13 protein-coding genes are annotated in these 15,413 nt (G+C 55.2%); 10 read left to right on the forward strand and 3 right to left on the reverse strand.

The window, feature by feature from the left end; genetic code table 11:
• The first annotated feature begins 30 nt into the window (after nucleotides 1–30).
• Both BUQ90_RS12215 and ahcY read left to right on the forward strand, forming a co-directional pair.
• The gene (locus tag BUQ90_RS12215) at nucleotides 31–513 is read left to right on the forward strand and encodes a hypothetical protein (RefSeq protein ID WP_074205464.1); all 483 of its coding nucleotides are present in this window, start codon (nucleotides 31–33) and stop codon (nucleotides 511–513) included.
• 120 nt (nucleotides 514–633) lie between these two features.
• Nucleotides 634–2,046: an adenosylhomocysteinase gene (gene ahcY, locus BUQ90_RS12220; protein ID WP_074205465.1), complete on the forward strand. Its 1,413-nt coding sequence runs from the start codon at nucleotides 634–636 to the stop codon at nucleotides 2,044–2,046.
• Between the two features lie 63 nt (nucleotides 2,047–2,109).
• Here the strand turns inward: ahcY and BUQ90_RS12225 are convergent, their stop codons facing one another.
• Together BUQ90_RS12225 and BUQ90_RS12230 are read right to left on the reverse strand one after the other, a co-directional pair.
• Nucleotides 2,110–3,855, reverse strand: a complete 1,746-nt coding sequence (locus BUQ90_RS12225) for a lytic transglycosylase domain-containing protein (protein ID WP_143182851.1) — start codon at nucleotides 3,853–3,855, stop codon at nucleotides 2,110–2,112.
• Nucleotides 3,856–3,857: 2 nt separating this feature from the next.
• The gene (locus tag BUQ90_RS12230) at nucleotides 3,858–4,550 is read right to left on the reverse strand and encodes a uracil-DNA glycosylase family protein (RefSeq protein ID WP_159437101.1); all 693 of its coding nucleotides are present in this window, start codon (nucleotides 4,548–4,550) and stop codon (nucleotides 3,858–3,860) included.
• A gap of 217 nt (nucleotides 4,551–4,767) precedes the next feature.
• On the opposite strand from BUQ90_RS12230, the gene BUQ90_RS12235 reads away from it, so the two are divergent.
• The 8 genes from BUQ90_RS12235 to BUQ90_RS12270 are packed head-to-tail and all read left to right on the forward strand — an operon-like array spanning nucleotide 4,768 to nucleotide 14,456.
• Nucleotides 4,768–6,423 (forward strand): electron transfer flavoprotein-ubiquinone oxidoreductase, encoded by a 1,656-nt coding sequence (locus BUQ90_RS12235; RefSeq protein ID WP_074206398.1) that lies wholly within the window; start codon nucleotides 4,768–4,770, stop codon nucleotides 6,421–6,423.
• A gap of 19 nt (nucleotides 6,424–6,442) precedes the next feature.
• The gene (locus BUQ90_RS12240; RefSeq protein ID WP_074205468.1) at nucleotides 6,443–8,077 is read left to right on the forward strand and encodes a tetratricopeptide repeat protein; all 1,635 of its coding nucleotides are present in this window, start codon (nucleotides 6,443–6,445) and stop codon (nucleotides 8,075–8,077) included.
• A complete protein-coding gene (locus BUQ90_RS12245; RefSeq protein ID WP_074205469.1) occupies nucleotides 8,077–8,931 on the forward strand; it encodes a 4-(cytidine 5'-diphospho)-2-C-methyl-D-erythritol kinase in 855 nt (284 codons plus the stop codon). Before BUQ90_RS12240 ends, BUQ90_RS12245 begins: the two co-directional genes overlap by 1 nt.
• Entirely contained in the window at nucleotides 8,904–9,662 is a 759-nt protein-coding gene (locus tag BUQ90_RS12250) for an N-formylglutamate amidohydrolase (protein WP_338044540.1), read from the forward strand. The genes BUQ90_RS12245 and BUQ90_RS12250 overlap by 28 nt, the downstream gene beginning before the upstream one ends.
• 48 nt (nucleotides 9,663–9,710) lie before the next feature.
• Nucleotides 9,711–11,432: a dihydroxy-acid dehydratase gene (gene ilvD, locus BUQ90_RS12255; protein WP_074205471.1), complete on the forward strand. Its 1,722-nt coding sequence runs from the start codon at nucleotides 9,711–9,713 to the stop codon at nucleotides 11,430–11,432.
• The gene (locus tag BUQ90_RS12260; RefSeq protein WP_084192691.1) at nucleotides 11,419–11,829 is read left to right on the forward strand and encodes a hypothetical protein; all 411 of its coding nucleotides are present in this window, start codon (nucleotides 11,419–11,421) and stop codon (nucleotides 11,827–11,829) included. The genes ilvD and BUQ90_RS12260 overlap by 14 nt, the downstream gene beginning before the upstream one ends.
• 27 nt (nucleotides 11,830–11,856) lie before the next feature.
• Nucleotides 11,857–13,239: an NAD(P)H-hydrate dehydratase gene (locus BUQ90_RS12265; RefSeq protein WP_204244792.1), complete on the forward strand. Its 1,383-nt coding sequence runs from the start codon at nucleotides 11,857–11,859 to the stop codon at nucleotides 13,237–13,239.
• A complete protein-coding gene (locus BUQ90_RS12270; RefSeq protein WP_074205474.1) occupies nucleotides 13,236–14,456 on the forward strand; it encodes a class I SAM-dependent RNA methyltransferase in 1,221 nt (406 codons plus the stop codon). Before BUQ90_RS12265 ends, BUQ90_RS12270 begins: the two co-directional genes overlap by 4 nt.
• Here BUQ90_RS12270 and BUQ90_RS12275 read toward each other — a convergent pair.
• Nucleotides 14,453–15,409, reverse strand: a complete 957-nt coding sequence (locus BUQ90_RS12275) for a carbon-nitrogen hydrolase family protein (protein ID WP_074205475.1) — start codon at nucleotides 15,407–15,409, stop codon at nucleotides 14,453–14,455. The two genes, BUQ90_RS12270 and BUQ90_RS12275, sit on opposite strands and share 4 nt — an antisense overlap.
• Between the last annotated feature and the right edge of the window lie 4 nt (nucleotides 15,410–15,413).

Genomic DNA, 15,413 nt, shown 5'->3' on the forward strand with positions numbered 1-15,413 from the left:
GGACACAGGGGAATGACAAGGGTAAGAAACATGTTTTTGGCAGGCGCCATAGGAAGCGTCTTGCTGACAGGGACGGCGCAAGCCGCATGCTGGACTCCAGCGGCGGTCGATGCGGCCAAGGTAAGAGACCTGCAATCAAGACTGATGGTAGCGGCCCTTCGCTGCGCCAAGTCCAGTCATGATTTGCTTCCAGAATATAACGCGTTCGTCCGCAACAAGAAGCCGCTGCTCAAGCTGGGCAACGGGGTTCTGAAGAATCATTTTGCGAAAGGCAAAAACCGCAAGCAGGCTACGCGGGCTTATGACCGCTACGCCGTTTCACTCGCCAACAGATATGGCGCGGGTTCCGGGGATTTGTCCGAGTGCAAGCGGATGAAGTCGCTTGCCGGACAGGCGGCTACAAGCGAAGCCACGCTCACCGCGCTGGTCGATATCGCCCAAATGCACTCGCTGACGCCCAGCTTGCCGGGTGGACGCTGTGGAATTGTAATGGCTGCAAAGGGTCAGCAGTAATTATAATACAAATATAAAGACATCTTTATATTTGCTTCCGAAGCCGCTCAACGCTAAAGACGAAGAAACTGCCGCGCTGGCTAACCAGTGCGGCAATTCGTCTTTCAAGGAGAATATAAAGTGGCAACGGCAGCAAAAGACACGACCCAGGATTATGTGATCAAGGATATCACCCTGGCGGATTTCGGTCGCAAGGAAATCGAGATCGCCGAAACCGAAATGCCCGGTTTGATGGCATTGCGCGAAGAATATGGCGCTGAACAGCCTTTGAAAGGCGCGCGGATCACCGGGTCGCTCCACATGACGATTCAGACCGCCGTGCTGATTGAAACACTGCTGGCCCTTGGCGCTGACGTGCGCTGGGCATCCTGCAATATCTTTTCCACCCAGGATCACGCTGCTGCAGCTATTGCTGCCGGTGGAACACCGGTTTTTGCGGTGAAGGGCGAAACCCTGGACGAATACTGGGCCTATGTGGAACGCATTTTTGACTGGGGCGAAGAAACGACCTGTAATCTGATCCTCGATGATGGTGGTGACGCCACAATGTTTGCCCTCTGGGGTGCCCGCGTCGAAGCTGGCGAAGAGCTGTTCACGCCAGAGAACGAAGAAGAAGAAGTGTTCTGTGCAACGCTGAAACGCTTTCTGGCAGAACGTCCCGGCTATCTGACCAGGACCGTCGAGAACATTAACGGCGTTTCCGAGGAGACGACCACCGGCGTTCATCGCCTCTACGAACTGGCCAAGAACGGCAAATTGCCTTTCCCGGCTATCAACGTGAATGACAGCGTTACCAAGTCGAAATTCGACAATCTTTACGGCTGCAAGGAATCACTGGTTGACGCCATTCGTCGTGCTACCGACGTCATGCTCGCCGGCAAAGTGGCCTGTGTGGCCGGTTTCGGCGATGTGGGCAAAGGTTCGGCCCAGTCGCTGCGCAATGGCGGCGCACGGGTGCTCGTGACCGAAATCGATCCGATCTGTGCATTGCAGGCCTCCATGGAAGGCTTTGAAGTCGTAACGATGGAAGAAGCCACCAAGCGGGCGGACATTTTCGTGACCACGACCGGCAACAAAGATGTCATTACGGTTGATCACATGCGGGAAATGAAGGATCGGGCGATTGTCTGCAATATCGGGCATTTCGACAGCGAGATCCAGATCAGCGGACTGCAGAACATGAAGTGGAACGAGATCAAGCCGCAAGTCGACGAAGTCGAGTTTCCGGATGGCAAGAAACTGATCATGCTGGCCAAGGGCCGCCTCGTGAACCTCGGTTGTGCGACCGGGCATCCGAGCTTCGTCATGTCTGCAAGTTTCACCAACCAGGTCATGGCGCAGATCGAACTCTGGTTGCGTCCGGACCAGTACGAGAATGATGTCTATGTGCTGCCGAAGCATCTTGATGAGAAGGTTGCCGAACTGCACCTGGCCAAGCTGGGTGTGAAACTGACCAAGCTTTCGCAGGAGCAAGCCGATTATATCGGTGTGTCTGCCGAAGGACCATTCAAACCGGACCACTACCGCTATTGATCAGCGACAAGGGCAACCCATCGAATGTGAAAACCGGGAAGCTGGAGACAGCTTTCCGGTTTTTTAGCGTTTGGTGAACTGAACTTTGCGCTTGTTCGGATTTGTCGGGAATTGTGGCCACTGGTTTTGTGCCATGGCCTTTCTGCTGGTAGAACTGATGCCGGCCTGCTGTTCATACATCCAGTAGTTTCTCAGGATTATGGAAACATATCCGCGCGTCTCGACATAGGGGATGCTTTCCATGAACAGCAGAGGATCGTCCTTGTCGTTAATCTCGGTATTCCAGCGCTGCATCGACCCCGGACCAGCATTATATGCGGCAGCAATTTTCGGCAGTTTACCGTCTGTTATCGCAGAGCGGCTCAGATATTCCAGATAAGACTGTCCATATTCCAGATTGGTGGATGGCTTGAACAGCTGGGCTTTTTCAAACCTTTCCCCCCGCGCACGGGCAATATCGCCGGCCGTGCCAGGTCGGACCTGCATCAGGCCAATCGCATTGGCCGGACTGACAGCGCGCGAGCGAAAAGCAGACTCTTGTAATGTGTGCGCATAGACAAGTGCCGGATCAACACGCCAGCCACCATCGGGTGTCCATTTCGGGGCGGGGAAACGCGCCTGATTACCTGGTTGGACACCTCTGGGCGCATGATGGGCCAGCCAAAGCTGTGTCCGTGGCAGATTCAGCTCACGCGCGAGCTTCAACAAAGCCACATGATCATCCTTCGCACCAATTCTGGCCTGGTGACGCAGCACCTCATCGGCCAGCGCTTCTTGCCCAATTTCCACAAGCGCAATGGCGGCGCGAATATTGTCGTGCTTGCGAAGGGACTTCCAGTCCTTGCCGGCAAAGGTCTCCGAAACAGGTTCGCTCTGCACATCGATACCCAAAGACTGGGCCGCGAGGAGTCCATAAAAACTGTCAGAATATTGGGCGGCCTGACGGAGCTTGTCCTGAACCCGCTCCGGCCTGCCGCATGCCAGATCTGCCCGCGACCCCCAATAAAGGCCGGCTGTTTTCAGATCTTTGTTGCTGGCCCGCTGACCAACTTTGTCAAAAGCCGCACCCGAGGTATGGCAATCGTCCAGACGCCAGGCTGCAAGTCCGGTTACCCAGTCGGCATGAACGACCCATTCTCCTCGGCCCCGCTGCGCTTGCTGCGCCATTCGCAAGGCCGATTTGTCCTCGTTTTCGATATAATAGGACCACGCAACGCGCTGCTGCATTTCGGTCAGAATGTCTGCGGACAAAGTGTCACCGGTTTCGGTGAGAAGCATTTCGGCAGAACGCGGATTGTCAGTTTTAATAAATTGCCGGATTTGCTCGCGAACCTCCTGGGCGGCGACATCCGCTGTGGAAACCTTGGGTTTCGACCGGATCGGTGACCCGGGAATGAAGGACAGGTTCTGCCTTTGCGGCAGGCTGGGCAACAATTGGGCGCCCCGCTTTTTGGCAAGCCTGCCAAGCTGTGCGGCCTGCGGAATATGAGGGGCTTCATTGAGCAGCACCAGCAGCGGACCAAGTTCTGCTCTTGGTGACGATGCGGCCAGGAAATATTCGGCTTTGGCTATCGGTTTAAGCGGGCTGTCGGGCGCATCCGAAATCAGCGCCTGCACTGTTGACCATTGATTGGCGTCAAGCGCTTCGAAAAGTGCCCTGTAATGACTGGATTGCTTTTTCTTCAGCTGCGACGGCACATCCTTGGCAATCGCGGAGCTGTTGAACAGGACAGCGCCCCCGTCATCCGCGAATGCCGGCGCTGCGACACATGCGCACAGCGCCGAGGCAAGAACAATTCTCGATATCACGATCAGTCGGTCCCCAGTAATCGTTGCAAATCTTGCCAGGCTTCAGCCTTTATTTCCGGTCGTTCGACCAGAATTCCGGGATGAAATGTGGCAATGGCCTCCGTTTGTGAGGAACCTTGGTTAATAAAAAGTTTCTTTTTGCGGGCTTGCAGCAATTCCTCGTTGCAAAGGGCGCGAGTAACAGAGTCTCCGAACAAGATGACCTTTTTCGGATTTACCAGTTCGCAAAGTTTCAGCATGCGGCGCTTCAATACCGGATACAGACCATGATCAATGCGCCCCTCGACCGGGCGGGAAAGGGATAACGGGGCAAAAAACACCGATTCGGTGCTGATCTCGATCGCTCTCAGCATGTTTTTTACGAGTTGTTCGGTTGATGGATTAAAAATTTTCGCCGGATCCGATCCGCCCTGGTCCGGCATCGCAACGACAATCATCAGGTCGGGATTGGTCGGCCCATACGGCAAGACCGTTCCTGAGTTCCCCCGCTGGTCGCCGACAGTCGGTGTGTCCCTCAACCATTGCAGGAATGCCTCAAGGCTATCCGGTAAATTCTCGTTCGCCGGAACTTCCGCTACGGTTTCCGGCGATTGCGGGGCGGGAGCAGGAGATAATCTCTCCGATTGCGACCCATTTTCCGGGTTCGCGGGCAGGGGGGCTTCCCAAAGCGCGCTCGGTGCATCCAGATAGTCCACATCCACGCCGGCATCTTTCCACCATTTCTGGAGGCTGTCCGCGAGGGCTTCAATATCCTCGCTTTTTTGCGCGGTTTCAGAAAAATTCATGGATACACTGAGTCATGAGTTGACGAATTGGTCAATTGGCGGGCAAGCAAGATTCTGTTCAAAAGGGTACGGTTTGCGGTAGAGCGACTGTAAAAGAACAACAACATATTGAATACAGGAATTTATGATGAGTGAACGTGAATCCATGCCGTATGACGTCGTTATCGTGGGCGGCGGTCCTGCCGGGCTGAGTGCGGCGATCCGTTTCAAGCAACTGGCCGACGAAGCTGGAAAAGATCTTTCTGTATGTATTTTGGAAAAAGGTTCTGAAATCGGTGCCCATATTCTTTCAGGTGCGGTGATCGACCCGAAGGCTCTCGACGAACTGATCCCGAATTGGCGCGACGAAGACTGTCCTATGGCGCAAACACCCGTCACTGAAAACCATCACTGGGTTCTCACCAAGAAGAAGAAATTCGCGCTACCCCACATCATGACGCCCTCTTTCATGCATAATAAGGGAACCTACACCGGGTCGCTTGGAAACCTGTGCCGTTGGCTTGGCGAAAGAGCCGAAAATATGGGCGTCGAGATTTTTCCCGGCTTTGCCGCAGCCGAAATTCTGTACAATGACGATGGTTCGGTAAAGGGCGTTGCAACAGGGGACATGGGCATTGCTCGCGACGGCAGCAAGAAACCGGACTATCAGCCAGGGTTGGAATTGCATGCGAAATATACGTTTTTTGCCGAAGGTGTTCGCGGCCATTTGACCAAGATCCTGAAGGAAAAGTTCGCACTCGATGCAGATAGCGAGCCGCAGATTTATGGTCTGGGCATAAAGGAATTGTGGGACATTGATCCCGACAAACATGTGCCGGGCCGGGTGATTCACAGTCAGGGCTGGCCACTTGGAGAAGGCGCAAATGGAGGAGGCTTTCTCTATCATCAGGCCGACAATCAGGTCGCGCTGGGCTTTGTTACCTGGCTGAACTATGAAAACCCCTATCTTTCGCCTTTTGAAGAGATGCAACGATGGAAACAGCATCCGGAAATCCGGAAGATCCTCGAAGGCGGCAAACGCGTGTCCTACGGTGCGCGGGCGATTAATGACGGCGGCTTCCAGTCAGTTCCGAAGCTGTATTTCCCTGGCGGCGCGCTAATCGGGTGCTCGGCCGGTTTTGTGAACGTTCCGCGGATCAAGGGTACCCATACCGCCATGAAATCCGGAATGATGGCAGCTGAGGCGGCTTATGAAGCAATCGTGGCGGACCGGGAAAGTGATGAGCTGACAGCCTATGGCACCGCTTATGAAAACAGCTGGGTCCGGGAAGAATTGCGGATTGTTCGCAATGTCCTGCCAGCAGCGGAAAAATATGGAGATTTCCTCGGTTCAATCATTGCCGGGATCAACATGTGGGCCGAAAATTTTGGTATCAAGATGCCTTTTACGATGAAACATCACCCGGACCACAGTCGTCTCAAGCGAGCCGAGCATTGTCGTCCGATCGAGTATCCCAAACCCGATGGCGTTATCAGCTTCGACCGGCTCTCGTCGGTATTTCTTTCCAACACAAATCATGAAGAGGATCAGCCAGTTCATCTCCAGCTGAAAGATCCGTCCGTACCTGTTGATGTAAACCTGCCGACTTTTGCCGGTCCGTCACAGCGATATTGTCCCGCGGGAGTCTATGAATTTGTCGAGGATGAGTCCGGGCAACCAAAGTTCCAGATCAACGCGCAGAACTGCGTGCACTGCAAAACTTGTGATATCAAGGATCCGTCCCAGAATATTAACTGGGTTGTTCCGGAAGGTGGAGGAGGTCCCAACTATCCGAATATGTAGTCTCCTCGCAGCTGCTACATTGCTGGCAACTTCCGGACAACCGGTCCTGGCCAAAAGGACCGAGAATGCGGCAGCCCTGTCGCGATTTGCCGAAGCCCGGCTGGCTGAACTGTCGGAAGATAATGATACAGCCGTCGAGATATATCGAGAGAAGCTGAAGGCACAGCCGCAAAATTTGCTGATTGCACGCAAGGCATTTGCAAAGGCAATTGAGACCGGGGACTTTGATCTCGCACTCTCTGCGGTTCGCATCATCGACGCCAATGGCTCGATTGACGCGGAAATGCCGCTGGTACTTTTCGCTGATGCGTTTGAATCGAGGGACTGGCGTCGTGCCGGCGTCGCTTTGAAGCGGTTGGAAGAACTGGGCAATTTCGGCTTTCTGTCTCCTCCCTTGCAGGCCTGGACTAACCTGGCGGTCAATCGGAAAAGTCCGCTGGACCTGAAAGCCGTAAAAGACAACCGGACAGCGCGCTACTACCTCCAGGAGCAGACCATACTTCATCTCCTTGCGAGAAAAGAGCATGCGAGGGTTCGCCCCTTGATCGACGAAATTGTTGAGCAAAATGAAGCCAGAATGGCTCCGGTCAGGGTCATTGCCGCGCGGCACTTTCTGTCGGTAGGAATGGTAGATTACGCCCGGGCAATCCTGAGATTTTCCGGTACCTCCACCGAGTCCCGGCTACTGAATCAGATTGAAAACGGCACCGCCCGGCGTAACGCACGGGCGGTCAATTTCGAGGCCGGAGCAGCCTTCACCTTGCAACGCCTTGCCAATGACCTCGGTTCACAACAGGCACCTTTTCTGGCGCTGGTCAGTGCGCAAATGGCTGACCGCATAGATGAAGACACGGATTATGGCCATCTGGTTCTGGCCAGACGCTACTCGGATGCAGGCGCAACTGAGCTGGCTTTTGATGAGTTTGCCGAGATTGGGCCAGACAGTCCTTATCGGCTGATTGCTTTGAATGCCAATCTTGCTGGTCTTATAGAGCAGGACAAGTTCAACCTCGCTATCAGTCTGGTCCAGGATGCCATTGCGGACGATCCCGATTATCCGCAACTGCATTTGCTGAAAGGGCAGGTTTTGCAGATGGATCAGTCCTATATGGAAGCCGCTGCAGCCTTCAAGCAAGCCGTTACACTTGCGGAGCAACAAGGCGCAAAGCGTTCCGTCCTGGCCAATTACTGGCTCTCTTTGGGTGGCGCACAGGAACAGGCCGGGATCTGGCCGCAAGGTCTGGAGTCTCTGAAAAAAGCGAATGAACTACAACCCAGATCTCCCACGATTCTCAACTATCTGGGCTATGCTCAGCTCGAGAGACGCGAGAATACCGAAGAAGCTGTTGCCGCGATCAAGGAAGCGTTCGAATTACGGTCAACATCACCGGCAATCACAGATTCCCTTGGTTGGGCCTATTTTCTGACCGGTGAGCATGAAAAAGCCGTCAAATATCTCGAAAGGGCTCTGGCAGGGGAACCGCAGGATCCGACGATAAATGAACATCTTGGCGATGCGTATTGGACAGTCGGCCGAAAATATGAAGCACGCTATGCATGGCAATCGGCGAAACTGTTCGCGGACAAGGAAGATCAGGATCGTCTTGCCAAGAAAATCGACCTGGGGTTGATGGCTGAACTTGTTTCCCCCTGATGGTGTCCCAGGCCCAGAACTTCACGGACAGCGAACCCGCTTGTGCGAAACTCAATCTGGCACTGCATGTCAGAAAACGTTTCCCCAATGGTTATCATGAGCTGGAAACCGTATTCGCATTTCTGAATCGCGGCGATGTGCTGCGCGTCAGTCCTGCAGAAAATCTGACCCTGCAAATCTCTGGTCCATTTGCAGAAGATCTGACTGAATCTCCTAATCTGGTGATGGATGCCGCAGAACTTCTCTCAAATCATTCCAGCATACGTTCGGGAGCGGCCCTGAAGCTGGAAAAACACCTGCCAGTTGCATCCGGCATTGGCGGCGGATCCGCAGATGCCGCGGCCGCCTTGCGATTGCTCAACCGTTTCTGGAAACTCGATATTGGTTTACAGGAACTGGCCGATATCTCCGCGACTCTGGGTGCGGATGTGCCGGCATGCGTGTTGAATCGAACCTGCATCGGAAGAGGCATCGGGCAGGATCTGGTTATTGCGGACGATGACAGCCTGATCGGCATGCCGGTTCTCCTTGTCAATCCGCTGACTCCGGTTTCAACGGCCGATATATTCAATGCCTGGGACGGTGTGGATCAGGGACCTATCCCTGGGGGCGATCTGATGACAATGGCGCTCTCCGGCTCAAATGGGCTGACCGAAGCAGCCACGGCGTTGCAGCCGGTTGTTTCCGAAATTCTCAACCTGCTGGAAACCACTGACCCTCTATTGTCCCGCATGTCTGGTTCAGGTGCCACATGCTTCGCGCTCTATCGGGGAGCCGAGGAACTGGCAGAGGCAGAAGCCTTTCTGCGGCAAAATGCTCCGGACATTTGGATCATGTCGGGAGAGTTGAAGTGACGGATGCATTCAAGATACTGGGGAGTCCCCAACCGGGCCAGTTACTCATTGTTGCGGATCATGCATCGAGTTTTGTGCCACCGGACATAGATCTTGGTATTTCGCAAACATTTCACAAGGACCATATTGCGGTTGACATCGGCACGATGGAAATCGCCAGAATGATGACGGAAAAGACCTCTCATCTGGCGATTGCGGGTGGCGTTTCACGATTGGTCGTTGATCTTAACCGCTATCCGGACGAACGATCCGTCGTACCTGAACATAGTGACGGCGTCCAAATTCATGGCAACCGGATCGATGATGGGGAACGGCAGCGCAGGCTCGATAGATATTTTCATCCCTATCACGATCAGGTGAGCCGTTTGATATCGGAATTGAAGCCATCGCTGGTGTTGTCACTCCACAGCTTCACGCCTTCTCTTCGGTCCAACCGCAACATCGAACGGCCTTGGGAAATCGGCGTGTTGTACAACTATTATGACACCGCATCGAAATTGGCATTCCGGTATCTGGAGGAGGAGAAACTGATTGTTGGCGATCAGTTTCCATATTCAGGCAAGGACCTCAATGCGACGATGAACCGGCAGGCTGAGGCGATCGATCAGCCCTATCTCGGTGTGGAAATACGGCAGGATCTCATCGGAAACGAGATGGGGCAACGTCATTTCGCTGAATTATTGTTGCGAACCTGCGACAAAGTACGAACAGGGCTTGCTTCCGGCGGATAGTTTTGGAAGGAGACATCCGGATTTAGGCCTTTGCCAGCAGGAACAGATATGACCCGGAAATTTGACAAATCGCGACTACCAAGCCGCCATGTCAGCGTCGGTCCCGAAAGGGCCCCCCAGCGCAGCTATTATTATGCCATGGGGATGACCGAAGAAGATATTGCAAAGCCATTTGTGGGTATCGCATCGGCTGGCAATGACAGCGCCCCCTGCAACACGCTTCTCGACAGCCAGGCCGACATGGCGCGCGAGGGCGTGATCGAGGCGGGTGGCACTCCCCGCCGGTTCAACACAATCACCGTGACGGACGGGATTGCCATGGGACATCAGGGGATGAAATCTTCACTGGTTTCGCGGGAAGTTATTGCTGACTCGGTTGAACTGAGCGTCCGTGGCCACTGTTACGACGCCGTCATTGGCTATGCCGGATGCGACAAAAGCCTTCCCGGCATGATGATGGCCATGTTGCGGCTCAATGTACCATCCATTTTTGTCTACGGCGGATCAATACTGCCAGGACGGTTCCACGGTGAGGACGTGACCGTTGTTGATGTTTTCGAGGCCGTAGGCCAGCACAGTTCCGGCAACTGCCCCCTGCAGGAACTGATCGAACTGGAAAAAGTCGCTTGCCCGGGACATGGTGCATGTGGTGGCCAGTTTACAGCCAATACCATGGCCTGCGTGGCGGAAGCCATCGGCCTGTCGCTTCCCAACAGCAACATGGCGCCGGCACCCTATGAAAGCCGTGATGACATGGCGGTCGCCGCTGGTCGGCAGATCATGGATCTGATCGAATGGAATCTCCGCCCGCGGGATATTTGCACAAGGGAAGCCTTCGTTAATGCCGCCCGGGTTGTCGCTGCGACTGGCGGCTCGACCAATGCAGCCCTGCATTTGCCAGCCATGGCCAATGAGGCGGGGATCGCATTTGATCTGTTTGACGTGGCCGAGATTTTCAAGACCACGCCGTATCTGGCTGACTTGAAACCCGGTGGAAAATATGTGGCCAAGGACATGCACGCCGCAGGCGGTGTCTACATGCTGATGAAGACCATGATGGCTCATGGACTGCTCAATGGGGATTGCCGGACAGTGACCGGCAAAACCCTCGGTGAGAATATCGAGGAAATCACCTGGAACCCGGATCAGAAAGTGATCTATGCAGTGGAGAACGCCATCACCGAAACCGGTGGGGTTGTGGGGCTGAAAGGAAGTCTTGCGCCCGATGGAGCCATTGTAAAAGTGGCCGGGATGGAACGCTTGCAGTTCCGAGGGCCGGCGCAGATTTTCGAATGTGAAGAAGATGCTTTTGCCGCGGTTGAAAAGCGGGAAATCAAGGAAGGTTCGGTTGTCGTCATCCGCAACGAAGGGCCGAAGGGCGGTCCGGGCATGCGGGAGATGCTGGCCACGACTGCAGCCTTGTACGGGCAAGGAATGGGCGAGAAAGTTGCGCTCATCACGGATGGACGGTTTTCGGGAGCGACCCGGGGATTCTGCATCGGCCATGTCGGACCGGAAGCCGCCGATGGAGGACCTATCGGGCTCGTCGAAGAAGGTGACATGATCAACATTGATGCTGTTGCCGGAACCATCGACCTGGAAGTCGAGGCGGACATTCTGGAGTCCCGGCGGGCGAAATTCACCCCCCATGGCAACGATTATGCGTCGGGTACGCTTTGGCGATATGCACAGAATGTGGGATCGGCAAAAGAAGGTGCCGTCACACATCCCGGCGCAAAAGCCGAGAAACATGTCTATGCGGATATTTAAACCCTTATTGCTGCTGCCAGCCCTGGTGGCCTGTGACAACAGGCCGGACAATGATGTGCTGGCAGATGTGGAACAAAGGGCGGCTTCTCAACCGGCAGATGATGGCCGGATCGAATGTGCAATCAATGGTGACACCAGTTTCACGCGCGGATGCCAGACGGAACGGCTCTCGGGAGAGGAGGGGGTCACCCTGATCATCCGCCATCCGGATGGCGGATTTCGCCGATTCCGGGTGCTGACCGATGGACGGGGACTGGAAGCGGCAGATGGCTCGGAACCGGCACGCATCGAAATCGTGGAGGATGACAAAATCCGAGTGAGTATCGGTTCCGACCGGTATATCTTGCCCGCGCGCATGAAGCCGACGGATGATCCCGAAATTCAGGCAGGGAACTGACGCCAGATGCTCAACAGCGGATACATCTTGACGGCGGACGAAATGCGGAAAGCCGAACGAGCGGTATTCGATAACGGGACCACAGTGGATCGGTTGATGTACCTCGCAGGAACATCTGCAGCCCAGCAAATCTGGAGAATATCTGGTCACATGCCGACACTGGTCGCCTGCGGCCCCGGCAATAATGGCGGGGATGGCTATGTGATTGCTCAGTGGCTGCTGGAAAAAGGGGTCGAGGTCCGTGTTGCCGCCAACGGAGATCCCATCACCGATGCCGCCAGAAACTCCAGGACCGCATGGCAGGGAGAAACTGTCGCACTGGATCAGGCGGTGCCGGCGGTACAATTTGTGGATTGCCTTTTCGGGACCGGACTTACCCGGCCTTTGGAGGGGCTGCTGTTACAAAATCTCCACAGGCTTGCCCTTCGCGCAAACCGTCGATTTGCGATCGATCTGCCAAGCGGGGTGCACAGTGATAATGGCGAAACTCTGAGCGACATCCCGCAATTTGATCACACACTTGCCCTTGGTGCCTACAAGCCATCGCATTTTCTGGAACCATCCCGCGGTTATATGGGGCATGTGTCCGGGATCGATATTGGCATCCGGGCAAGATCTGACTTCTCCGTCATCCAACGTCCACAAATCAGCAAACCGGCCACGAGTGATCACAAATATTCCCGGGGGCTGGTCGCAATAGTTGCGGGAAAAATGTCTGGTGCGGCTCAGCTCGCCGCGCTGGCGGCGCAAGCGTCCGGCGCAGGCTATGTCAAGATTTTCGCACAGACCGATATCGTTCCGCCTCACCACAGCATTGTTGTTGAGCGATTTGATACCGGAGAACAGTTGGGCCAATTATTGTCTGATCCAAGGATATCTGCGGTGGTGGTTGGTCCCGGGCTCGGCCGTGACCGGGATCCCCGAAAATTGCTTTCCGAAACGCTGAAAGCCGCTGCGCCGCTTGTTGTCGATGCCGATGCGCTGATGCTTATGGGCAAGGATGCAACTTCTCTGATTGCATCACGCTCGGGTCAAACCGTTTTGACCCCGCATATGGGAGAGTTTGCAGCAATGAGGAATGACGGAGATCGTTTCCGGATGGACGAGCTGCGCAGAATGGCAGGCAAAACCCATGCGATCATGCTGTTGAAGGGACCCGACACCATGATTGCCAATGAACAGGGCAAGGTAGCCATCAGCGATGCCAGATGCAGCTGGCTGTCAACAGCCGGCACCGGCGATGTCCTCAGCGGCATCATTGCGACGCGTCTTTCTGGCAATGAAAACGCTTTTGTTGCGGCCTGCGCCGCTCAATGGCTGCATACGCGGGCGGCGCAGCTGGCCGGTCCGGCCTTTTCTCCTGAAGGGCTGGTCGATCAGTTGCCACAAGCTCTGGCAGAATGCCTGTGACCGACAAAAACGGACCGGATTCCGGGCGTATTGTTCGTGTCGCTGCAAAGGGAGACGGTATCACTGCCGATGGCCGGCATGTCGCTTACTCTGCCCCAGGGGACGTGCTCAATACGGATGGCGGATTGACCCGCGGACCGCATTACCGGGACCCGCCTTGCCGGCATTTTCAGGAATGCGGGGGTTGTACGCTTCAACATCTCGATGAGGAAAGCTACGCCGAATTTGTAACCGGGCGCGTAAAATATGCGCTCGAAGGGCAGGGAATTGTCGCCGACGAGATTTTTCCGCCCCGGATTTCCGCCAGAAAGAGCCGGATCAGGGCCAGTCTCCGGGCGACGCGGATCGGAGCGGTTCTCAAGCTGGGGTTCAGCGGCAGCGGCAGTCACCGGATTGTGGATCTGCAGCAATGTGAAATTCTGCGGCCGGAACTGTTCGCCGTGCTGCAACCTTTGCGTGAGTGGCTGCAACCGCTGGCCCGCCGCAAACATGACCTCAATCTGGAGTTGACGCTGGTGGACCAGGGAGTCGATCTTCTGATCCGGAATTTCGAACCGGAGACTTTGCAACAGCGCGAATCGCTGGCGGACTTCGCGAGGGAAAACGCCCTTGCACGTCTCTCGGTGGATGGCGGTATCGGACCGGAAACCCAGTGGGAACCGGAACCGGCGACAATAACACTTGGTGGCGTTCCGGTGTCCTTTCCTCACGGCGGATTCCTGCAACCCACTCTGGACGGCAGAGAGATGCTTGTTTCCATAGCTGATGAGGTCGTTTCTGAATCCCGACTGGTTGCGGATCTGTTTGCAGGCCTTGGAACATTTGCTTTGGGTTTGTCCGAAGGTCGCAAAATCTACGCGGCGGAGGGTTCGCGCGATGCGATAGCGGCGTTGAAAGTTGTCGCGAACACCAGCAAACGTGAAATATTCACGGAGCATCGAGATCTGTATCGGCGACCATTAAGCGTGGAGGAACTTAATCGCTTTGATGCCGTAATCCTCGACCCCCCGAGAGCCGGTGCCCGTGATCAGATCGACCAGCTTGCAAAGTCTGACGTAAAGCGAATCTGCTATATCAGTTGCAATCCGGCGAGTTTTGCACGGGATGCCAAAACCCTTTGCAATGCGGGATACGCCCTGGAAAAAGTTTGGCCAGCGGGCCAATTTCTCTGGTCCACACATGTGGAACTGGTCAGCCAGTTTTCGAAATCCGGTTAATCTTTCCAGTTCACTCCCGGCATCTCGGAACGATTGACGTTGAGTTCAAAAACATCCGCCCGGGAATAATGTCCATCGGTATCCAGAGCCGCCTTTGCTTCCCGCCCGGCCTGCAGATCGATTTCCGCTGACAGGATCATATCCCTGTCTTCGGCACTTGCCAGAACAGATCCGTCCGGTGCGATGATCATGCTGCCGCCAAACTGCAATTGCTGGTCCGGAATTTCTGCAATCAGCGACTGGGCTTCGGCATCGCCACCGACCGCCTTCAGACCGTCCAGCAAATCATCCCTGTGCAACAAGGTTCCAGCTGCCAAGACATGGCACCCGCCTTCAAAGGCATAATGGCGCGAGGCGATTGCATAGGTTTCCCTGACCGTTGGCCAGGTGGACACATGCACGTCTTCCCCCAGATTATGCATCGCCGCCCGGGCCAGAGGCATCCAGTGTTCCCAGCAAATCAGGCTGCCTATCTTGCCCCACGGGGCGTCGTGCACATTGAGTGTGGAGCCATCCCCGCGATTCCAGATCAATCGTTCACCGTGCGTCGGAACCAGCTTGCGATGATCAAGTGGCTTTGCATTCGGTCGGAAAAGCAGCTGATTATTGTAGAGACTGGATCGGACACGCTCGTGCACTCCGACGGAGACGCAGATATTGTGCTGATCCACCAGATCCTGCAACGGCGCCAGACGTTCGTCACCAGCGATAACGGCCTGTTCCATAAGGATCCTGTGCAGCGCCTTGGTACCGGGGTGATCCCAGAGCGCCGCGCCCGGGGCTTCATCCAGCCATATCGGGTAGCCGCCCAGAAAATTTTCCCCAAAGGCCACGATTTCCGCACCGGATTTTGCAGCGTCCCGGACATGTTCGCAAAGCCGCGTGATCCCGTTGTCGACAGATAACGGGACGGGGGACGACTGGACAATGGTTGCGGTCAGCAATTGGGGCATTCAG

Source organism: Parasphingorhabdus marina DSM 22363, from assembly GCF_900128895.1.
GTDB lineage: Bacteria > Pseudomonadota > Alphaproteobacteria > Sphingomonadales > Sphingomonadaceae > Parasphingorhabdus > Parasphingorhabdus marina.